The organism is Albidovulum sp., assembly GCF_041919395.1.
Classification (GTDB): Bacteria; Pseudomonadota; Alphaproteobacteria; order Rhodobacterales; family Rhodobacteraceae; genus Albidovulum.
Genome location: NZ_JAYRTX010000059.1, coordinates 1 through 20,522, shown reverse-complemented (window position 1 = coordinate 20,522; position 20,522 = coordinate 1). Strand labels below are relative to the sequence as shown.

At 69.3% G+C, this 20,522-nt stretch carries 21 protein-coding genes; 16 read left to right on the top strand and 5 right to left on the bottom strand.

The window, feature by feature from the left end:
- The first annotated feature begins 122 nt into the window (after positions 1-122).
- A complete protein-coding gene (hydA, locus tag ACMUOO_RS11075) occupies positions 123-1,577 on the top strand; it encodes a dihydropyrimidinase (RefSeq protein ID WP_301918937.1) in 1,455 nt (484 codons plus the stop codon).
- A 2-nt stretch (positions 1,578-1,579) separates the two neighbouring features.
- On the top strand, positions 1,580-2,278 hold the full coding sequence (locus ACMUOO_RS11070; protein WP_301918936.1) for an SDR family oxidoreductase: 699 nt from the start codon (positions 1,580-1,582) through the stop codon (positions 2,276-2,278).
- 9 nt (positions 2,279-2,287) lie between these two features.
- On the opposite strand, the gene ACMUOO_RS11065 is transcribed toward ACMUOO_RS11070, so the two are convergent.
- Positions 2,288-2,683 carry a cupin domain-containing protein gene (locus ACMUOO_RS11065; protein ID WP_301918935.1) on the bottom strand — a complete coding sequence of 132 codons (396 nt, stop codon included), beginning with the start codon at positions 2,681-2,683 and terminating at the stop codon, positions 2,288-2,290.
- Positions 2,684-2,760: 77 nt separating this feature from the next.
- On the opposite strand from ACMUOO_RS11065, the gene ACMUOO_RS11060 reads away from it, so the two are divergent.
- The 5 genes from ACMUOO_RS11060 to ACMUOO_RS11040 all read left to right on the top strand — a co-directional run bounded on the left by ACMUOO_RS11060 (position 2,761) and on the right by ACMUOO_RS11040 (position 6,942).
- The gene (locus tag ACMUOO_RS11060; protein WP_301918934.1) at positions 2,761-3,561 is read left to right on the top strand and encodes an ABC transporter ATP-binding protein; all 801 of its coding nucleotides are present in this window, start codon (positions 2,761-2,763) and stop codon (positions 3,559-3,561) included.
- Between the two features lie 252 nt (positions 3,562-3,813).
- Positions 3,814-4,677, top strand: a complete 864-nt coding sequence (locus ACMUOO_RS11055; RefSeq protein WP_301918933.1) for an ABC transporter permease — start codon at positions 3,814-3,816, stop codon at positions 4,675-4,677.
- Positions 4,674-5,579: an ABC transporter permease gene (locus ACMUOO_RS11050; protein WP_301918932.1), complete on the top strand. Its 906-nt coding sequence runs from the start codon at positions 4,674-4,676 to the stop codon at positions 5,577-5,579. The genes ACMUOO_RS11055 and ACMUOO_RS11050 overlap by 4 nt, the downstream gene beginning before the upstream one ends.
- Positions 5,580-5,614: 35 nt before the next feature.
- Entirely contained in the window at positions 5,615-6,595 is a 981-nt protein-coding gene (locus ACMUOO_RS11045; protein WP_413855241.1) for an ABC transporter substrate-binding protein, read from the top strand.
- 179 nt (positions 6,596-6,774) lie between these two features.
- On the top strand, positions 6,775-6,942 hold the full coding sequence (locus ACMUOO_RS11040; RefSeq protein ID WP_301917377.1) for a hypothetical protein: 168 nt from the start codon (positions 6,775-6,777) through the stop codon (positions 6,940-6,942).
- Positions 6,943-7,013: 71 nt separating this feature from the next.
- On the opposite strand, the gene ACMUOO_RS11035 is transcribed toward ACMUOO_RS11040, so the two are convergent.
- Positions 7,014-7,289: a YMGG-like glycine zipper-containing protein gene (locus ACMUOO_RS11035; protein ID WP_301917376.1), complete on the bottom strand. Its 276-nt coding sequence runs from the start codon at positions 7,287-7,289 to the stop codon at positions 7,014-7,016.
- A 483-nt stretch (positions 7,290-7,772) separates the two neighbouring features.
- Here ACMUOO_RS11035 and ACMUOO_RS11030 point away from each other — a divergent pair, with 483 nt between their 5' ends.
- The 5 genes from ACMUOO_RS11030 to ACMUOO_RS11010 all read left to right on the top strand — a co-directional run bounded on the left by ACMUOO_RS11030 (position 7,773) and on the right by ACMUOO_RS11010 (position 13,853).
- A complete protein-coding gene (locus ACMUOO_RS11030; protein WP_301917380.1) occupies positions 7,773-9,095 on the top strand; it encodes a helix-turn-helix transcriptional regulator in 1,323 nt (440 codons plus the stop codon).
- Positions 9,096-9,191: 96 nt separating this feature from the next.
- Entirely contained in the window at positions 9,192-9,560 is a 369-nt protein-coding gene (locus tag ACMUOO_RS11025) for a response regulator transcription factor (RefSeq protein WP_301917375.1), read from the top strand.
- A gap of 34 nt (positions 9,561-9,594) precedes the next feature.
- The gene (locus ACMUOO_RS11020; RefSeq protein ID WP_301917374.1) at positions 9,595-9,879 is read left to right on the top strand and encodes a hypothetical protein; all 285 of its coding nucleotides are present in this window, start codon (positions 9,595-9,597) and stop codon (positions 9,877-9,879) included.
- Positions 9,880-9,881: 2 nt separating this feature from the next.
- A complete protein-coding gene (locus ACMUOO_RS11015) occupies positions 9,882-12,581 on the top strand; it encodes a sensor histidine kinase (protein WP_301917379.1) in 2,700 nt (899 codons plus the stop codon).
- Between the two features lie 102 nt (positions 12,582-12,683).
- A complete protein-coding gene (locus ACMUOO_RS11010; protein ID WP_301917373.1) occupies positions 12,684-13,853 on the top strand; it encodes a FliM/FliN family flagellar motor switch protein in 1,170 nt (389 codons plus the stop codon).
- Between the two features lie 150 nt (positions 13,854-14,003).
- Here the strand turns inward: ACMUOO_RS11010 and ACMUOO_RS11005 are convergent, their stop codons facing one another.
- On the bottom strand, positions 14,004-14,432 hold the full coding sequence (locus tag ACMUOO_RS11005) for a protein tyrosine phosphatase family protein (RefSeq protein WP_301917372.1): 429 nt from the start codon (positions 14,430-14,432) through the stop codon (positions 14,004-14,006).
- Between the two features lie 412 nt (positions 14,433-14,844).
- Between ACMUOO_RS11005 and ACMUOO_RS11000 the strand changes: the two genes are divergently transcribed.
- Both ACMUOO_RS11000 and ACMUOO_RS10995 read left to right on the top strand, forming a co-directional pair.
- Complete coding sequence (locus ACMUOO_RS11000; protein WP_301917371.1) at positions 14,845-15,168, top strand: TraR/DksA family transcriptional regulator; 324 nt, start codon at positions 14,845-14,847, stop codon at positions 15,166-15,168.
- Between the two features lie 101 nt (positions 15,169-15,269).
- Entirely contained in the window at positions 15,270-17,327 is a 2,058-nt protein-coding gene (locus tag ACMUOO_RS10995) for an enoyl-CoA hydratase-related protein (RefSeq protein ID WP_301917370.1), read from the top strand.
- 12 nt (positions 17,328-17,339) lie between these two features.
- On the opposite strand, the gene ACMUOO_RS10990 is transcribed toward ACMUOO_RS10995, so the two are convergent.
- Entirely contained in the window at positions 17,340-17,555 is a 216-nt protein-coding gene (locus ACMUOO_RS10990; RefSeq protein WP_301917369.1) for a hypothetical protein, read from the bottom strand.
- A gap of 120 nt (positions 17,556-17,675) precedes the next feature.
- Between ACMUOO_RS10990 and ACMUOO_RS10985 the strand changes: the two genes are divergently transcribed.
- Together ACMUOO_RS10985 and ACMUOO_RS10980 are read left to right on the top strand one after the other, a co-directional pair.
- Positions 17,676-17,936 (top strand): DUF2312 domain-containing protein, encoded by a 261-nt coding sequence (locus ACMUOO_RS10985; RefSeq protein ID WP_413855237.1) that lies wholly within the window; start codon positions 17,676-17,678, stop codon positions 17,934-17,936.
- Between the two features lie 100 nt (positions 17,937-18,036).
- Positions 18,037-19,470 (top strand): alkaline phosphatase PhoX, encoded by a 1,434-nt coding sequence (locus ACMUOO_RS10980; protein WP_413855235.1) that lies wholly within the window; start codon positions 18,037-18,039, stop codon positions 19,468-19,470.
- 73 nt (positions 19,471-19,543) lie between these two features.
- On the opposite strand, the gene ACMUOO_RS10975 is transcribed toward ACMUOO_RS10980, so the two are convergent.
- Entirely contained in the window at positions 19,544-20,419 is an 876-nt protein-coding gene (locus ACMUOO_RS10975; RefSeq protein ID WP_301917930.1) for a hypothetical protein, read from the bottom strand.
- Positions 20,420-20,522: the final 103 nt, after the last annotated feature.

Below are 20,522 nucleotides of genomic sequence, written 5' to 3'. Positions count from 1 at the left end.
GGTTGTGGAGACGGGGGAGGTTGTATCCTGACGGTGGGCGGGGGGCGCTGCCCCCGGACCCCCGGAGTATTTGGACCACGATGAAAGGGCGCCTGCGGCCCCGGATATTAGGGAGAGGTCGAATGACCACAGTCATCAAGAACGGCACCATCGTCACCGCCGATCTGACCTACAAGGCCGACGTGCTCATCGACGGCGGCAAGATCGTCCAGATCGGCGAGGGCCTCAAAGGCGACACCACCCTCGACGCCAGCGGCTGCTATGTGATGCCGGGCGGCATCGACCCGCATACGCATCTGGAGATGCCCTTCATGGGCACCTATTCCACCGACGATTTCGAATCCGGCACCCGCGCCGCGCTCAGTGGCGGCACGACCATGGTCGTCGATTTCGTGCTGCCGGGGCAGGGGCAGGGGCTCATCGACGCCAAGAAGATGTGGCACAACAAGTCGGGCCGGGCGAATTGCGATTACAGCTACCACATGGCGGTGACCTGGTGGGGCGAGCAGGTCTTCAACGAGATGAAGGACGTGATCGAGAAGGAGGGCATCACCACCTTCAAGCATTTCATGGCCTACAAGGGCGCCCTGATGGTCAATGACGACGAGATGTATGCCTCGTTCCGCAGGCTCGCGGAGCTTGGCGGGATCGCGCTCGTCCATGCCGAGAACGGCGATGTGGTGGCCGAGTTGTCCGCGAAACTTCTGCGCGAGGGCAATACCGGCCCCGAGGCGCATGCCTATTCCCGCCCGCCGCAGGTCGAGGGCGAGGCCACGAACCGCGCGATCATGATCGCCGACATGGCGGGCGTGCCGCTTTACGTCGTGCATACCTCCTGCGAGGAGGCGCACGAGGCGATCCGGCGCGCACGGATGGCCGGCAAGCGGGTCTGGGGCGAGCCGCTGATCCAGCACCTGACGCTGGACGAGAGCGAGTACTTCAACAAGGACTGGGACCATGCCGCGCGCCGCGTCATGTCGCCGCCCTTCCGCAACCATCGGCATCAGGACTCGCTCTGGGCGGGGCTCCAGTCGGGGTCGCTGTCGGTCGTGGCGACCGACCATTGCGCCTTCACCACCGCGCAGAAACGCTTCGGCGTCGGCGATTTCACCAAGATCCCGAACGGGACCGGGGGTCTTGAGGACCGGATGCCGATGCTCTGGACGCATGGCGTGAGTACGGGGCGTCTGACGCCCAACGAATTCGTCGCGGTCACTTCAACGAACATCGCCAAGATATTGAATTGCTACCCGAAAAAGGGCGCGATCCTGGTCGGTGCGGATGCCGATATCGTGGTCTGGGACCCCGAGCGGGAAAAGACGATCTCCGCGAAGTCGCAGCAGTCGGCCATCGACTACAACGTCTTCGAGGGCAAGAAGGTGAAGGGCCTGCCGCGCTTCACGCTGACCCGTGGCCAGGTCGCGGTCAATGACGGCAAGGTGGAGACCCGAGAGGGCCATGGCGAGTTCGTGGCGCGCAAGGCCGGCAACCCGGTGAACAGGGCGCTGTCGTCGTGGAAGGAACTGACCGCGCCCCGGCCGGTGAGCCGGACGGGCATTCCGGCCTCGGGGGTCTAGGCATGGAAAGGGTCGCGCTGGTCTTCGGCGGCGGTTCGGGCATGGGCGAGGGCGCAGCGCGGCGGCTGGCAGCCGACGGCTTTCGGCTCGGCGTGCTGTCCACCTCCGGCAAGGGCGAGGCGCTGGGGCGGGAACTCGGCGGGATCGGCGTCACCGGATCGAACCAGACCGAGGCGGACATCGGCCGGCTCGTCGCCGCTGCGATGGAGGCCTGGGGCCGGATCGACGTCGTGGTGAACAGCGCCGGACACGGGCCGCGCGCGCCGCTGCTGGAACTGAGCGACGCCGACTGGCACCGGGGGATGGAGGTCTATTTCCTGAACGTGGTCCGGGCCGCGCGGGCGGTGACGCCGGTCATGCTGGCCCAGGGCGGCGGGACGATCCTCAACATCTCGACCGCCTGGGCCTTCGAGCCCGCGGCGATGTTCCCGACCTCGGCAGTAGCGCGCGCGGGGCTTGCCGCGTTCACCAAGCTCTTCGCCGATGAACACGCGGCGCGGAACGTGCGGATGAACAACATACTGCCGGGATGGATCGACAGCCTGCCGAAGACCGACGAGCGCGTCGACTCGGTGCCGATGAAGCGTTACGGCACCGTCGCGGAAATCGCCGCGACGGTGAGCTTTCTCGCCTCCGACGGCGCGGCCTACATCACCGGCCAGAACATCCGCGTGGATGGCGGTCTCATGAGGTCCGTCTGAATGCCCGCGTCATGGCACCAAGCCTTCGAGGTCCGGCAGCAGGACGACGCTTTCCTGTTCGCTGGGGTCGGTGCGCGCGATGACCGCCGTGCAGGGCCCGGGCCCGGGGTTGAAGGGCAGGTGGGGCATGTCGGCGGGGATGTAGATCATGTCCCCCGCCTCGGTCTCCATCCGGTACTGGAGGCGTTCGCCCCAGTACATCACCGAACGGCCGGACAGCTGGTAGATCGCGGTCTCGTGCGTCGCGTGTTTGTGGGCTCGGGCGCGGCCGCCGGGGGGGATGGTCAGAAGGTGCATGCAAAGGCCGGTGGCCCCGACGCTTTCGCGCGCGATTCCCGCATCATAGGTGAAGCCCTGCTTGCCGGCGTAGCGCTCGGCCGGCCGGATCTTTCGGCATTCGGTCATGGCGAGTCTCCTCCGTCGCTATCCGCAACATACCACGGCGGAGCGGAACAGGCAGGTGAACGGGAAGGGATGCGGGCGTGAAGGATACGGCAGGCCATGGCGCGCCGGTGATCGAGGCGAGGGGAGTGGGGCTGACGTTCCAGACGAACGACGGTCCCGTCGTCGCGCTGAAGGATGTCAACCTCTCGATCGGCAAGGGCGAGTTCGTCAGCTTCATCGGCCCCTCGGGGTGCGGCAAGACGACGTTCCTGCGCGCCGTCGCAGCGCTCGAACACCCGACGGAGGGCACGCTGACCGTCAACGGCATGACTCCCGACGCCGCGCGGCAGGCGCGGGCCTATGGCTATGTCTTCCAGGCGGCGGGTCTCTATCCGTGGCGAACCATCGCGGGAAACGTCCGGCTTCCGCTTGAAATCATGGGGTTTTCGAGGGCCGAACAGGAGGAGAGGATCGAGCGTGTGCTGTCGCTCGTGGATCTTCAGGGCTTCGGCCGGAAGTTTCCCTGGCAGCTCTCCGGGGGTATGCAGCAGCGCGCCTCGATCGCCCGCGCGCTCGCCTTCGATGCGGATATCCTCCTCATGGACGAGCCCTTCGGGGCGCTCGACGAGATCGTCCGCGACCGGCTGAACGAGGAGCTTCTGAAGCTCTGGGCGCGGACGGAAAAGACCATCGGCTTCGTCACCCATTCGATCCCGGAGGCGGTATACCTGTCGACGAAGATCGTGGTGATGAGCCCGCGCCCGGGGCGGATCACCGACGTGATCGAGTCGACGCTTCCGAAGGAGCGGCCGCTCGACATCCGGGATTCGCGCGCGTTCATCGAGATCGCGCACCGGGTGCGCGAGGGGCTGAGGCATGGGCATGGCGATGAGGTCTGAGGGGCATGGGGCATGCGCAAGGATCGCGTCGCGTTGGCGTAGGTCTTGCGCAGCCTCAAGGCGCGCGGCGGTGCCGGCCTTTGCGCAACGGCTTTCGTGCGCGCGCCGAAAGGTGATGTTCGGGCAGGTCGTCGCCGTGGTGTCCCCCCTCCCGACCTCCCCAACAAGGGGGGAGGTAGCCTGCAGCGACGGTCGGGTCAGGTGCGCTTCCCTCCCCCTCGTGGGGAGGGAGAGGGTGGGGGGCGCTGCCCGATGAGGTCCGTCCTTCCCATCCTCACTGTCCTTATCGCCATCGTCGCGCTCTGGTATGCGGCGGCGGTGAAACTCAACTCCACATGGACCTACGACCAGGCGGCGCGGGCGGGGACGGAGGTGACGTTCGGCGCGCTCGTCAAGGACACGCTGGCGCAGGAGCGCCCGGTGCTGCCGGCGCCGCATCAGGTGGCGAAGGGGCTTTGGGACGGGCTCTTCGGGCAGGCTTTCACCTCGAAGCGGAGCCTTGTCTATCACGGCTGGGTGACGCTTTCCGCCACGCTTCTCGGCTTTGCCATCGGCACGGTACTGGGGATCGCGCTCGCCGTCGGGATCGTCCACAACCGGGCGATGGACATGAGCGTGATGCCCTGGGCCATCGCCAGCCAGACGATCCCGATCCTCGCCATCGCGCCGATGATCATCGTGGTGATGAACTCGCTCGGGCTTCAGGGGCTGATCCCGAAGTCGATCATCTCGGCCTATCTTTCGTTCTTCCCGGTCGTCGTCGGCATGGTGAAGGGGCTGCGCTCGCCCGATGCGATGCAGCTTGACCTCTTGCGGACCTACAATGCGAGTGCTGCGGACGTTCTTCTGAAGCTCAGGCTGCCGGCCTCGCTGCCTTACCTCTTCGCCTCGCTCAAGGTCGGCGTCGCGGCCTCGCTCGTCGGCGCCATCGTGGGCGAGTTGCCTACGGGGGCGGTGGCGGGGCTCGGCGCGCGGCTGTTGTCGGGAAGCTATTACGGGCAGACGGTGCAGATATGGGCGGCCTTGTTCGCCGCCGCCATCGTCGCCGCGGGGCTGGTGATGCTGATCGGCGCGGTTGAGCGGGCGACGCTGTCGCGCATGGGGCTCGAGCGATGAGCCGGGTGGTTTCCCCGGGCTGGATTCTCGCCGCCGTCCTTGCGGCGGGCGCGGCGCTTGTCGATGTGCGGGTTTCGGCCCTGCTTGCTCTCTGGCTCGGGGCCTGGTTCGTCAACGCGCAGATTGCCGGGGGCAGGGGCCGTCTGTCGCGCTGGCTGGTGCCCGCGATCTTCGGGCTCGCGGTGCTGGCGCTCTGGGAACTCGCCGTCCGGGTTTTCGGGATATCACCGGTGATCCTCCCCGCGCCCTCGGCCATCGCCGCTCGCATTGCGGCAAGCCTGCCGGTGCTTTGGGCCGATTTCGTCCAGACCGCGCTGAAGGGCGCGCTTTCCGGCTATCTCTTGGGCTGCGGTGCGGCGGTACTGACGGCGATCCTGATCGACCGCTCGCCCTTCCTGCAGCGCGGGCTCCTGCCGGTCGGGAACTTCGTCGCGGCGTTGCCCATCGTCGGCATTGCGCCGATCATGGTGATGTGGTTCGGTTTCGACTGGCAGTCGAAGGCGGCGGTCGTGGTTGTCATGGTCTTCTTCCCGGTTCTGGTGAACATGGTCGCGGGGCTCAAGGCTTCCGAGCCGATGCAGCGCGACCTGATGGCGACCTGGAATGCAAGCTACTGGCAGACTCTTTGGAAGCTGCGCTTTCCCGCGGCCTTGCCCTTTCTCTTCAACGGCCTGAAGATCGCCACGACGCTCGCGCTGATCGGCGCCATCGTGGCCGAGTTCTTCGGCAGCCCGATCGTCGGCATGGGCTTTCGCATCAACGCCTCGATCGGGCAGCTTTCGCTCGACATGATCTGGGCCGAGATCGCGGTGGCGGCGCTGGCGGGGTCGGCCTTCTACGGCCTCGTGGCCTTCATCGAGAGGCGGGTGACCTTCTGGCATCCGTCGCAACGGCGTCAATAGGGGCCGGGACAGGCCCCGCAACAGGAGAGGACGACATGACAAGACTGATGATCGGAACCGCGATGGCGGCGCTTATGGGATCGGCCGCCTGGGCCGAGGACGTGACGCTGCAACTGAAGTGGGTCACGCAGGCGCAGTTCGCGGGCTATTACGTCGCCAAGGACAAGGGCTTTTACGACGAGGAGGGGCTCAGCGTCACCATCCTGCCGGGCGGGCCGGACGTGGCGCCGACGCAGGTCATGGCGGGCGGCGGTGCCGACGTCATGGTGGACTGGATGCCATCGGCCCTGGCCGCACGCGAGAAGGGCCTGCCGATCGTCAATATCGCGCAGCCCTTCAAGTCCTCGGGCATGCAGCTCACCTGCCTGAAGGAATCGGGTATCACGACGCCTGACGACTTCAAGGGCAAGACGCTCGGCGTCTGGTTCGGCGGCAACGAATATCCGTTCCTCAACTGGATGGGCAAGCTTGGCCTTCCGACCGACGGGTCGCCCGACGGGGTGACGGTGCTGAAGCAGGGCTTCAACGTCGATCCGCTTCTCCAGAAGCAGGCCGCGTGCATCTCGACCATGACCTACAACGAATACTGGCAGGTCATCGACGCGGGGATCACGGCAGACCAGCTCGTGAACTTCAACTACACGACCGAGGGCGTGGCGACACTGGAGGACGGGCTCTATGTCATGGAGGACAAGCTTGCCGATCCGGCCTTCGAGGAGAAGATGGTGAAGTTCGTCCGTGCCAGCATGAAAGGCTGGAAATGGGCCGAGGAGAATCCGGACGAGGCGGCGATGATCGTGCTGGAGAACGACGATACCGGCGCGCAGACCGAGAACCACCAGAAGCGCATGATGGGCGAGATCGCCAAGCTCACCGCCGGGTCGAACGGGGCGCTCGACGAAGCCGATTACCAGCGCACGGTCGAGGCGCTGATGTCGGGGGGGTCGGACGCGGTCATCACCAAGGCGCCGGAAGGGGCCTGGACGCACCAGATCACCGACAAGGCGCTGCAGTGAGGCGCACATGACGTGGCGGAACGGCGGGGAATTTTCCCGCCGCTCCGCTTCCCGGTTGATCGGGGTCAATGCCGGAGGACCCGGCCCCGGCGCAGGATGACCGTGGGAGCCGGGGATGGCCCGGCGCCCGAAGGCATGACCGAAGAGGCCGGCCCGAGGGCCGCCCGGAAGGAGATCATATGCGCCTGACCGATACCCGCCCCATCCTGGCCCGCAACCTCGCGCTTGCAGCGATCCTGCTTGCGGCGCTCGCCGCCTGCACGGAGCCGCAGACGCCGGTCGGGCAGTGCGAACCCGGCGTGAACGAGATCAGCGGCGTGTCGAACGTCGCCCCGGGCAACTGCTGAGCCGGACTGGCGCGGGGCCGGGCGGGATCGCCCGCCCGGCGCCGTTCGCGCGGCCATCCGTCACCGTCGGGTCACGGGCAGGGCCGAACGGAGTAGGTGCCGTCGCCGCGCGCATAGGCGCATTCGTTGGTCGCGCTGTTCTGTGCCACAAGCGTGCCGACCGCTGCGCCTGCGAGTGCGCCAATGATGATCCAGTCGCGGTCGTTCTCGAGCACCTTGGCCGTGAGGGCGCCGAGGGCGGCGCCGGTCAGCCCACCGGTCACCATGCGCTCCTGCCGGGTCATCCCCTCGCAGGCGGAGAGAATGGCGAGCGCGGCGAGCGCGATCGTCCGTGCATGTCCGATCATCTTTTCGCTCCTTTCCGGTTGTTCCACGGCAAGTATCGGCTCTTTCGCTCTGCGCGGGTTGATCCCCGTCAGCCGGTGCGATCCGCCTGCCGATGTCCGCGCCTTTTCGCTTGCCCTCCGTCGGCAATCGCGGTCTATCTGGGCCGGCGTTTGAACCAGGGAGCGGATGCGATGCGGCAGGGGGCTGTGGCAAGGCGCTGGCGTGGCGACCGGTCGCGCATATGCGCGAAGGGAGGTTCGGGGGGGCGTGTCGGGCTGCTTATGGCAGCGCTGCTGACGCTCTCGGCCTGCGCGCGCAGCCAGTACGTCCTGACCGAATGCGTCGATGGCCGGCCGGTCGTCGAACGCACGCTCGACGTCGCCCCGCCGAACTGCTGAACCCCGCTTGCGGTTTCGAAAAGCCGGGCGCAAGGCTCGCTCACGGTTTGAAAAAGCTGTAAACTCCAGCGACCCCGGCGGGCGGGGAGGGGAGTGGATGAAGCCATGGTGCGGTCGGCGCTGACCGGGACCCGGGTGCGGGAGAGGCGCCAGAGGATCGGCCTCAAGCAGGCCGATCTGGCGCGGGCGGTCGGCGTTTCGCCCGCCTATCTCAACCTCATCGAGCACAACCGCCGCCGGGTCGGCGCCGACCTGCTCGTCAGTCTCGCGAATGCGCTCGGCGTGGGCGAGGCGGCGCTGGCCGAAGGCGCGGACAGCGCGCTTTTCGAGGGGCTGCGCGAAGCCGCTGCGGGCGCCGCCGGCGCCGAGACGGGCGCGGCCGAGAGTGCGCCAGAAACCGACAGGATCGAGGAATTCGTCGGCCGCTTTCCGGGCTGGGCGGCCCTGCTGGCCGAGCGGCAGGCGCGTATCGGTGCGCTCGAGCGCGCCGTCACGGCGCTGAGCGAGCGGATGGCCCATGACCCGCACCTGTCGGCGGCGCTGCACGAAGTGGTCTCGGCGGTGACCTCGATCCGCTCCACCGCCGCGATCCTCGCCGAGAGTGAGGACGTGGACCCCGAGTGGCGGGCGCAGTTCCACCGCAACGTCTATGAGGACAGCATCCGCCTTTCGGACGCGGCCGACGCGCTCACCGCCTATCTCGACGCCAGCCCCGGCAACGAGACGGGCCTCAGTTCTCCGCAGGAGGAGGTGGAGGCCTGGCTGGCGCGGAGCGGCTACCACATCGCGGGACTGGAACGGCCGCATCCCACGCCGTCCGCGGCGCTCGTCGCGGGCGTTCCCGAGCTTGCCAGCGATGCGGCGCGCAAGCTGGCGCTTGCCCACGTCGCGCGTTACCGGGCCGACGCGGAGGCGCTGCCGCTCGATGCCTTCCTCCGCGCCCTGGCCGAGACGGGGCCGGATCCTGCCGCGCTCGCCGAACGGTTCGGCACCGGGCTTCCGCGGGTGTTCCGACGCCTTGCGACGCTGCCCGAGGGCGCCGGCCCGCCTGTCGGGCTCGTCGTCTGCGATGCCTCGGGCACGCTGACCTTCCGCCGTCCGGCGCCCGCATTCGCGCCGCCCCGGCACGGCGCGGCCTGTCCGCTCTGGCCGCTCTACGCGGCGCTGGCCCGGCCCATGGTTCCGATCCGCACCACCGTCGAGATGGCCGGGCGCGTGCCGGTGCGGTTCCTGACCTATGCCTATGCCGAAACCCGTTTCCCCGGCGGATTCGATGGCCCCCAGGTGACCGAGGCCCTGATGCTGGTCCTTCCTGCGCAGGGTCCGCGGACCGGCGGCGAGCGCATCGTCGGTGCCGCGTGCCGGATCTGCCCGCGGGCCGGATGCGTGGCCCGGCGCGAACCGTCGATCGTCGGCGCCGGTGACTGACGCCAGTTCCGATCCCGTCTTTTCGATTTTGACAGCGCCCGTCTCCCTGGGCGATAGTCTGCCCACGAAGGACGAAGAAAGAGGGAGGAACCGGGCATGAGCGGACGTGTCCTCCTCATCGAGGACGAGCCGCATATCGCCGAGGCGATCCGCTATATCCTCGCGCGTGACGGCTGGGCGGTGGCGAGCCATGCGGAGGGGCAGGGCGCACTGGAGGCGATCCGGCGCGAAGCACCGGATGTCCTCGTGCTCGACATGATGCTGCCCGGCAGATCGGGCATCGACATCCTGGAGGACCTGCGCGCCGATCCCGCGCTGTCCGGAATTCCGGTTCTGGTGCTGTCGGCGAACGGACAGGGCGAGGCGCGCATGGCGGCCGAGGGCGCGGGCGCCGCGCGCTTCATCGCCAAGCCCTTCGCCAATGCCGACATCGTGGCCGCGGTCCGGCAGATGGCGGGCGCATGAGCCGGCCGCGTGCACGGGACGGGGAGGGGGCCGCATGACGGCGCCCAAACCGCCAAAGTTCCTTGCCCGCAGTTCGTACCGGCGGCGGCGGATCATCGACACCGCGCGGCTGCTGCCGGTCCTCGGCCTCTTCATCTTCTTCCTGCCGGTCCTATGGCATCCCGGCGATACGCCGGAACCGGACACCGCTCGGGGCGGGCTTTACCTTTTCGCCGGATGGTTCGCGCTGATCGTCGCGGCCCTGTTTCTCGCTCGGGCCCTGACCCGGACCGACGTGCCCGGAAGCGAGGATGACGCTCCGGGCGAGGAATCGCGCTGATGGTGCCGTTCAACATCCTCGTCGCAGTCTGCCTCGGCTACGTGATCCTGCTCTTCCTTGTCGCCTTCGCGGCCGAACGGCGCGCTGAGCGCGGGCAGACGGGCTGGCTGCGCTCGCCGGTCATCTACACGCTGTCGCTGTCGATCTACTGTACCGCCTGGACCTTTTACGGCGCCGTGGGATACGCAGCGCGCTCGGGGCTCGAATTCGTCACCATCTACCTCGGCCCGACGCTCGTCTTCGTCGGCTGGTGGATCGTGCTGCGAAAGCTCGTCCGCATTGGCCAGGCGCAGCGCGTCACCTCGATCGCCGACCTCATCTCGTCGCGCTACGGCAAGTCGAACCTGCTCGGCGTCATCGTCACGTTGATCTGCGTCCTCGCCGCCACCCCCTACATCGCGCTCCAGCTCCAGTCCGTCACGCTCTCCTTCGGCGTCTTCGCAAGCGAGACGCCCGAGGGCTGGGCTCTGCCGGACCAGAGTGCCACCGCGCTCTGGGTGGCGGGGGGGCTCGCGCTTTTCACCATCCTCTTCGGCACGCGGAACCTGGACGCCAACGAGCGCCACCACGGCGTGGTCATGGCGATCGCGCTCGAGGCGGTGGTGAAGCTGGTGGCGCTCCTCGCCGTGGGCGTCTTCGTCGTCTGGGGCGTGGCCGGCGGGATCGGCGAGGTCATCGAGCGCATCGACGCCTCGCCGATCGCCGACTGGCCATTGAAGCCTGGCCGCTGGATCGGGCTCACCTTCATCGCCGGGGCGGCCGTTCTCACCCTGCCGCGGATGTTCCAGGTCATGGTCGTCGAGAATTCCGACGAACGCCATCTCGCCACCGCCTCCTGGGCCTTCCCGCTCTACCTCTTCCTGATGTCTCTCTTCGTGCTACCGATCGCGGTCGTGGGTCTTGGCCAGATGGCCCCGGGTGCGAACCCCGACCTCTTCGTGCTGACCCTGCCCCTGTCCGAGGGGCGCGGCACGCTCGCGATGCTCGCCTTCCTCGGCGGCTTTTCCTCGGCCACCTCCATGGTCATCGTCGCCTCCATCGCGCTGGCGACGATGGTGTCGAACCATGTCGTCGTGCCGATCTGGCTGGCGCTCAGGCAAGGGGGGGCACGGACGCCCGGCGACGTGCGGGGCCTCGTCCTGATGGCGCGGCGGGTGTCGATCGCGGCGCTCCTCGCGCTGGGCTACACCTACTACCACCTCTCGGGCGGGTCTGGCGCGCTGGCCGCCATCGGCCTCATCGCCTTCGTCGGCGTGGCACAGATCCTGCCGGCGATGCTGGGCGGCATCTTCTGGCGTGGCGCCACGCGGATCGGCGCGGCACTCGGGCTGAGCCTCGGCCTCGTCATCTGGCTCTACACGCTCTACCTGCCGTCCTTCGGGCCTGAAGGCGTGTTCTCGGCGACGGTGCTCGCGGAGGGGCCCTGGGGCCTCGGCTGGCTGAGGCCCCAGGCCCTTTTCGGCATCGAGGGGATCGACCCCCTGCTCCATGCGATCTACTGGTCGTTCACGCTCAATACCGGTGCCTTCATCGTCGGCTCGCTCCTGAGCTTCCCGACGCCGGTGGAACGGATGCAGGGGCTCGCCTTCGTCAGCGCATTCGACCGGGACGCGGGGGCGCGCGGCTGGAGCCGGGGGGGCGCGGAGGCGGAGGATCTGCTGAGCATGAGCCAGGGCATCCTCGGCGCCGAGGAGGCGCAGTCCTTCTTCGAGGCGGAGGCAGGGGTGCAGGGCAAGGCCGGCTTTCTGCCCGACACCACGCCCGAGTTCATCGAGCGGCTCGAACGGCGTCTCGCCGGCGCGGTGGGCACCGCGACGGCCCATGCGATGATCGCACAGTTCGCCGAGGGCGCGGCGGTGACGGCGCAGGATCTGTTGGCGGTCGCCTCGGAGGCGCAGCAGATTCTCGAGTACTCCACACAGCTCGAGGCTAAATCCGAGGAACTTGCACGGACCGCGCGGGCTTTGCAGGAGGCCAACGACAAGCTGCGCGACCTTTCCGTCCAGAAGGACACTTTCCTGAGCCAGATAAGCCACGAGCTCCGGACGCCGATGACCTCGATCCGGGCGTTCTCGGAAATCCTGATGGACCCCGAACTTCCGGGCGAGTTGCAGCAGAGATATGCCGAGGTCATCCACGAGGAGACGATCCGGCTGACCCGGCTTCTCGACGACCTCCTCGACCTCTCCGTGCTGGAGAACCGCAAGGTCCAGCTCAACATCAAGGTCGCGAACCTGCACGACCTTCTCGACAAGGCGATCCAGACGGCTTCCAACACGCGGCCCGAGCGGGTGTTCACCATCCACCGCGACGCATCCGCCGAGCACATGCCGGTGATCACCGACACCGACCGTCTGGTGCAGGTCTTCATCAACCTCGTCTCGAACGCGCGCAAATACTGCGACGCGGAGCGGCCGGAGCTGACGATCCTCGCGCGCAAGCGCGGCGGCCGGGTCGTGGTCGATTTCATCGACAATGGCTCGGGCATTCCCAAGGGCGCGCAGAGGCTGATCTTCGAGAAGTTCTCGCGCCTCACCGACACCCAGCGGGCGGGCGGCGCGGGTCTCGGGCTGGCCATCTGCCGCGAGATCATGGCGAACCTCGGGGGCACGATCGCCTATCTGCCGGGGCAGGGCGGCGCGGCCTTCCGGGTAGCGCTGCCCGTGCGGCCCGAGACCGTCCGGACCGCCGAAGCCGCGTAGGAGCCGCCGCACCGCGGACGTCTCAATCCTTTGGTAACCGTGATCCGGCTAGGCTGCGGCCGACCCGCACCCCGGAGTTGGGGACGGAAGCGTGGCGGAGGCATGGCGGAGAGTGCGGCGGATAAGGTGCTGAGGCGCATGGCGGAGGCGGGGCGCGGCCATGGCGGCGGCGCGCCTCCCACGCCGGCGCGCGCCTTCGGCCTCGCGGCCGCGAAGACCGCTCAGGACCTCTTCGGCCTGACGGTCCGTGTCGCCGGGGCGGACGAGATCCGCGCCTCGCTCGCCGAACTCGTGGAACGGTTGCCCGACCGTGCTCTCCTTGCCGTCATGGCGGGGCCGGCGGAGGCGCTTGGCCTCGTCGCGCTGTCGCAGGAGGTGCTCGCCACGCTGATCGAGATGCAGACGACCGGCCGGGTCGGCACGCCGCAGGTCGCGCCGCGCCGTCCGACCCGGACCGACGCGGCCATGTCCCAGCGGTTCATCGACAGGATAGCGGAGGAACTGGAACTTCTTCTGGCCACCGACGCCGCGATCGTCTGGGCGGGTGGATTCCGCTATGCCTCCTTCCTCGACGATCCGCGCCCGCTCGGTGTCCTTTTCGAGGATACCGCCTACCGTCTCTTGCGACTGACTCTCGCTTTCGGAGAGACGGGCGCGCGCACGGGCACGGTCACGCTCGCGGTCCCGGCCGAGGGGCGCGGCGCGATGCCGAACCTGGCCGCCGGGGCCGGAATGGACGCGGATGAGGCGGGCAGTGCCGGACGGGACGGGGCCGGGTCCGGCGGCGCGGAATGGGGCGAGCGGATGGAGCGGGCGGTGCTGGGCGCCGAGGTGCAGCTCGAGGCCGTGCTCGACCGGATGAGCGTGCCGCTCGCCACCGTCGCCGCGCTGCGGCCGGGCGCGCTCCTGCCGGTCGCGGTCGGGGCGCTTTCACGGCTCAGGATCGAGGGGCACGGACGGCGCCTTGTCGCCACCGGCCGGCTCGGCCAGTTCCAGGGCAATCTCGCGGTCAGGCTCGCCCTCCCGGCGCAGGACGAGGACGCGGCGGCCGGCGGCGGCTCGACGGACGACCTCGGGGCCGGGGCGGCCACGATCGGGACGTCGACGCCGGGGATCTTGCTGGCGGCGTGCGGTCCGGTGAACGCCGCCGCTGTCGGCGCGGCGGCGCCGGGACTGCCGGACGCCGGGTCTTCCGCACGACGCTTGGGGGCCGGCGGCGGCGAAGATGGGCCGGCCACCTCAGGGCGGGTCGGATCGGTTGCAACCGGGTGAAGGGGCCTCGCCCCCCCGGCGACACGGCCCGTTCTGCGACCGTGCCCCCGCGACAGCGGTGCGGCGCAGCGCCCGGCTATCGCCGCTGTCCCGTTCAGGTTTGTGCCCCCGGATTCCGGGCGGTGTCGCATGGCGGCCCGACGCCCGGGGTCAGCCCTGGACAGCGAAGCCGTCGATGCGATCGCGGAAAGGTTCGAGGTTGTAGCCGCAGCGTGCGGCCGTGGCGATCAGTTCGTCCGTCGGCCGCCGCCCGGCATTGGCCATCGCCCAGACGATGGAGCAGCGGTTTCCCGAGGCGCAGTAGGCGAAGACCGGTCCCCCGGCGGTGTCCAGCACCTCCCGCTGGAGCGCCACATTGGCCTCGGTGATCGCGCCGCCCACGACCGGATTGGCGACGAACCGGAGCCCCGCGGCGGCAGCTGCGGCGGCCATGACCGGCGTGTGAAGATCGGACGGAATCTCGCCGTCCGGCCGGTTGTTGATCACCGTGGTGAAGCCCGCGGCGCGGATCGCGGCCATGTCCTCCGGCCCGATCTGGGGCGAGACGGCGTGGGTCTGGGTCAGGGGGCGAATTTCCATCGGGCTCCTCAGGCGGCGGCAGGGCGGAGGATCCGGCCCCGGATCGCGGGCGCGGCGACCATAACCGTGATCGTCGCCACAAGGAAGAGGGCGGAGGCTCCGCCGCCGAAGCCGAGAGCGGGGCCGCAGTCCGGGCCGCCGCCATCGGCGTGACGGCGCCGGCGAACCCCAGAGCCCATCCCTGTGCATCTGTTCTCGCTCCGTCCGGCACTTCCCCCCCGGCCCCGGATCGCGCATGGCCGGATCGCGCATGGCAGGGAGGCTGTCGCGTCCGACACGCTTTTCACCCGGTGAATGGGTCGGGTCGGCGGCACACGCCTGCGCATTGTCTGTCGGGGCGGGATTGACTTGCATCAAGGTGACCCCGAACACTGGGCGCCTAGAACCGGGGAAGACGGTAGAGGAGACTGCGATGAAATCCGTGGCCGACCGCAAGGCTCAACTCTTGGCGCGCCAGTCCGACCTGATGACCCGGATCGCGGGCATCGGTGCGGAACTCGACAGCCACGAGGCCAAGGACTGGGAAGAGATGGCGATCGAGCGCGAGGCCGACGAGGTTTTGGAGGACCTCGGCCAGTCGGCGCAGACGGAATTGCGGATGATCGAGGCGGCGCTGGCGCGGATCGAGGAGGGCGAATACGGCTACTGTGTATCCTGCGGGGCAGAGATCGCCGAGGAGCGGCTCGACCTGCTGCCGGCCACCCCCTTCTGCCGCAACTGCGCGCCGAGCAAGTGACACCGTGCCCGCCAGGCCGTCCCCGGCCGCTCCGCGGGCATTGCCAAACCGGGCCGGGCCTTTAGAGTGGACGGCAACGGGACGCGGCAGACGGGGTCGAGATGACCGGAGAGGTGCGCATCGCCACCGGCGAGGGGATCGCGCGGATCACGATCGACAATCCGCCGCTCAACCTCCTGGGCGCAGCGGTGCGGCGCGGGCTTGCGCGGGCGCTCGACGCCGCGCTCTCTGATTCAGCCGTGAAGGTCGTGGTGCTGACGGCGGCGGGGCGGACCTGGCCTGCGGGTGCGGACATGCGCGAATTCGGCCGCGCGGTCGAGGCGCCGCCGCTGCGCGACCTCTGCGCGCGCGTCGCGGCGAGCCCGAAGCCGGTGATCGCGGCATTGCAGGGCAGCGTTCTCGGCGGCGGGCTGGAACTGGCGCTGGCCGCCTGCCTGAGGCTCGCCGAGCCGGGGACGGAACTCGGCCTGCCGGAGGTGACGCTCGGTCTTTTGCCGGGTGCGGGGGGCACGCAGCGGCTGCCGCGGCTGATCGGCGCGAAACCGGCACTCGGTCTTCTCCTCAGCGGGTTGTCGGTCGCTGCCGCGCGGGCGGCCGAGATGGGGCTTGTCGATGCCGTGACGGAGGGCGGCGCGGAGCCGGCGGCGGAGGCCATCGCGCGGAGTTACCTGGCCGGGGAGGCGGACCTGCCCACCACGGCGGAGCGGTTCGCGGGCCGGCGCTTCGACCCGGAGGGCTGGCTCTCCGCCGTGGCCGCGGCGCGCGCCGGACTCGGGCCCGCACGGCTGCCCGCGCCGGGGCGGATCATCGACTGCGTCGAGGCGGCACTACTGCTGCCCGAGGACGAGGGATTCGCCTTCGAGGCCACCGCCTTCGAGGATCTTCTGGCGACCCCCGAGGCGGCGGCGCTGCGCCATGTCTTTTTGGCCGAACGGCGTGCGCGCCGCCAGCCGGACCTCGGCGGAGCCAAGGTGCGCCAGGTCTTCCGCGCGGGTGTCGTCGGCGGCGGCGGCGCTGCGGCGGAACTTGCCGTCGCCCTGATGGCGCTCGGCATAGACGTGACAATGCTCGGCGCCGACGGGCCGGCGCTCTCGGCCGGGCTTGCGCGGGTGGCGGCGCTTCTGGAACGCGAGGTCGCCGGCGGGCGGCTCAGCGCCGCGGCGCGCGATGCCGGCTGGGCGCAGATCGGCGGGACGGTAGTCCCGGGCGATCTGGCGACCTCGGACCTGATCGCCCTGGAGGGGGAGGGGGCGGCGAGGGACCTCGTCCGGGTCGAGCCCCTGGCCAAGCGTGGCGCGGTGGTCGCTGTTGTGGCGCGGGCGGACGGGCCGGAGGCGCTGCGCCTCGACCGGATCGCGGCGGCAAGCGCGAGGGCCGCCGATCTGGCGGGGCTGGTGCTGCCGCCCCTGCCGGGTGCGCGGGCACTGGAGATCGCGAGCCTGCCCGCGACGGCACCGGAGGCGGTGGCGACGCTTTTCGAGCTTGCCGGCCGCATGGGGCGGGTGGCGCTGCGCACGCTCGACGGCCAGAGCCTCGGCGCACGGGTCTTCGCGGCCGGCCGGGCCGCCGCCGACGTGATGGTGGAGGCCGGCGCCTCGCCCTATGGCGTGGACCGGGCGCTGAAGGACTACGGTTTCGCAACCGGGCTCTACGAGATGGTGGACCGCGCGGGCCTCGCGCCCGGAGCGGGCCGCGACGCCGGCTTCGCGGCGGCGTTGGCGGCGACCGGCCGCAAGGGTCAGGCGGCGGGAGCGGGCTACTACCGCTGGCCGGAGGGCGCCGGGTCCGGCGAGGAGGATCGCGAGGTGCTGACCCTGATCGCCTCGGAGCGGCGGGGCCGGGGGATCGTGCCGCGCCGGGTGACGGCGCCCGAGATCCGGGCCCGCGTACTCGCCGCAATGGCCAATGCCGGGGCGGGGCTGATCGAGGCGGGCGCGGCGCGCTGCCCTTCGGACATCGACATCGCGATGATCGCCGGCTGGGGATTCCCGCGCTGGAAGGGCGGGCCGATGCAGGCGGCAGATGCCATCGGGTTGCTTGCGCTCAGGAACCAGCTGCGCGATCACGCACGGGACGGGGAGCTTTTCTGGCAACCCTCGGCGTTTTTCGACGAGCTGATCAAGAACGGACTCAGGTTCGCCGACCTGAACGTGGTCTGACCGGCCCGCGCCTCAGCCGAGCGCGATCCCCATGACCACCATCATCAGCCCGAGCGCCGAGACGAGAAGTGCGGCGAAGTTCATCGCGACGACGCGCTGCAGACGGGCCCGCAGGTCGGCGTCCGAAAGGCCCGCCTTCCGCGCCGCCGTCACCTTGACGATGCACCAGACAAGGCCCGCGAGCCCCAGAAGTGTCACCCCCGCGCCCGTCCAGATGAGCCAGTCCATCTTATCCCCCATGTGGTTGTACAGCCCCTAGCCGCAAGCCGCCGAGGCCGCAAGAGCGGGGCTTGAACCCCGGGGGGGGAGGCTCTAGTCAGAGGGCCGATCTTCAAGGGGAGCATGACCATGGCCGACACCCTGTCCGACGCCACCTACAATGTCGCCGCCGACGAGCTGCGCCAGTTCATCGAGCGCTACGAGCATCTGGAGGCGGAGAAGAAGGACATCGCCGACCAGCAGAAGGAGGTCATGGCCGAGGCCAAGGGGCGCGGCTACGACACCAAGGTGATGCGGAAGGTCATTGCGCTGAGGAAGCGCGACAAGGACGACATCGCCGAGGAAGAGGCAGTTCTGGAGATGTACAAGGCCGCACTCGGGATGAGCTGACCCTGCGCCGCTGTCATCGAAGTGTGTCCGAACCGTCATGGGGGACACATTCGGTTCGGCCATGACCGTGGCGAAACCCACAGTCCCGGAGGACGATTCGATGATCCGCATGTCCGCATCCCTGCTGGCGATCCTCGCCGCCGCGCCCGGCTTGGCCGCCGACTTCGGCGCCGAGGTCGACGCGATGCTCGCCGCCCGTTCGGCCGAGCTTTTCGGCATCGCCGCGCCACTTGCCGCCTCGGCGCCCGCGAGCGCCGAGGAGGGCTACCGCACCGAGACGCAGGAGCCTTCGGACCAGGTCGCGCTGGCCGCTGGGCTGAGCGCGGAGTACGTGACGCGCGCGGCGGCCAATCATTACGACATGATGGCCTTCTGGCCGGCGGAGACCCCCACGCACCTCGTCGCGTGCATCGAGGGCGAGGTCGAGGAGATTGCGGCCGGCAAGCCCAACCCTTCGATCCAGTCGATCGACCTCGCGACGGGCGAGGTGAAGACACTCCTGCGCGGCATGGACCGGTGCGACGGTATCCGCACCACCGCATGGGGCACCATTCTGGCGACAGAGGAAACCGACGATGGCGCGGCCTATGAGATCTTGGATCCGCTCGCGCTCGACAATGCCGTCGTCAGCGACCGCGCATCGGGCACGGTGAGCGATCCGGCCCGCATTGCCAGGCGTCCCGCTCTGCCGGTCATGGCATGGGAGGGACTCACCGTAACGCCGGAGGGCGTCGTGATCGGCGGCGACGAGTTGCGGCCTGGCACCGCGGCGGCCGATGTCGACGGCGGGGCGATGTTCAAGTTCGTTCCGGCCGTGGCCCACGCAGGCGGCATGATCACGAGCCTCGACGCATCGCCACTCGCCTCCGGCAAGAGCTACGCGATGCAGGTCTCTTGCGTGAAGGGGAAGATCCAGGCGGGGCAGGGCTGCGAGATCGGCAATGCCGCGTGGATCGAGATCGACCCCGCCAACGCGCGGGCGGATGCCGACGCCAGGGGCGCGACCGGTTACTACCGCCCCGAGGACCTGCATGCCGACCCGACCTATGCTGGACCGGGGCTGCGCTTCTGCTGGACCAACACCGGCAACGAGGGCGCCTCGCACTTCGGCGAAGTCGTTTGCGGGATTGACAGCGATCCCATGGCCACGCCGCAGCCAGATGCCGAAGGCAAGCTTGCGATGACCGTTGCGGTCAACCGCTTCATCGAAGGGGACAGGGAGTTCAACTCCGTTGACAACCTCGCCTTCCAGCCGGGCACCGGCATCCTCTACGTCGTCGAGGATCACGACAACGGCGACATCTGGGCCTGTCTGCCCGACGGCGCGGACCGCGACATCAGGTCGGACGGCTGCATCAGGATGCTGTCGGTCAAGGATACTTCGGCCGAGCCGACGGGCTTCATCTTCTCCCCCGACGGAATGACCGCCTATGTCTCGATCCAGCACTCGGACGACACGAACATGGCGAAGGTGAGCGACTACGCAACCGACGACCTGATCCGAATCTCCGGGTTCAAGATGCCGGCAAACTGATCGGCATCGTCGTTTCTTGGGGTGATTTCATCGGAGCGGGCGGGGGGCACCCCGCCCGAATTGCTCCGCGGCGTCAGGGGACGAGGAAGGTCACGCCGGGCAGTCCGGCGATTTCGGCGCAGTCTTCGTCGTAGGCCTCGGTCATGGCCGCGACCAGCGCCTCGGTCCAGCCGGGGAGTACAATCTCGACCTCCAGTTCCTCGGGCCGGGCGTACTTCTGGAGGAATGCCGCCGTCGCGCGCCGGCGCTGAGCAGGGCGGCGCGGGTGGTGCCCGTCGAAGAATTCCTTCAGCCGTGCCAGCCCCTCGTCGGTCATCAGGGCGGCAAGAAGATCGTAGTCGCCTTCCAGCATCTCCTCGGGCGGTACGCCGGCGATGGCGCGCAGCACCTCGGGCCAGAGCAGCGGCAGGTCCTCGGCGCACCAGAGCGTGAGCGCGACACCGGGCGTCTGGGCAAGGATGCGGCGGATCACCGGCGCCCAGCGCAGGCTCGCCGGGCTCGACCCGCTCATGAGCATCTCGTAGCTGGCCTCCGCCGTGCGGTCGAGCAGCGCCGGGACGAGCGTCGCGGGGTTCTTCAGTGCGATGAAGACCTCCGCCTCCGCGCCGGGAAAGAGGTTGGCATAGGCCGCGACCCGCGCGGCAGAGGTCGGATATAGCCCCTCCGGTCCGATCGCGTTGACCGGGAAGCAGAGCAGGCTTTCGTGGCTGAAGACGAGGCGTTCCACCGGCCCGTCCTCGCCGACGGCGTCGAGGATGACCTCGCGCACCTCGGGCCCGGCGGGGGCGCCGCGCAGCGTCTTGGCGACCTTGGGCAGAAGCTGGCGGTAGAGGCGCGGCGAAGGAACGGCGATCCCGGCCGCCGCGAGCGTGCCGCGGTTCTTCAGGAGCGCGCGGACCAGTCGGTCCTCATCCGTCCCGTGGACCCCGAGGTGATAGGCGATCTGCATCGGTTTCCTGCCGTCTTCCGGGGGCGACCCTATACGGGCGTGCTGGACAGGGGAACCGCTTTCCTCTAACCCCGGAGCCATGATCGCCGAGCAAAAGAGTCAG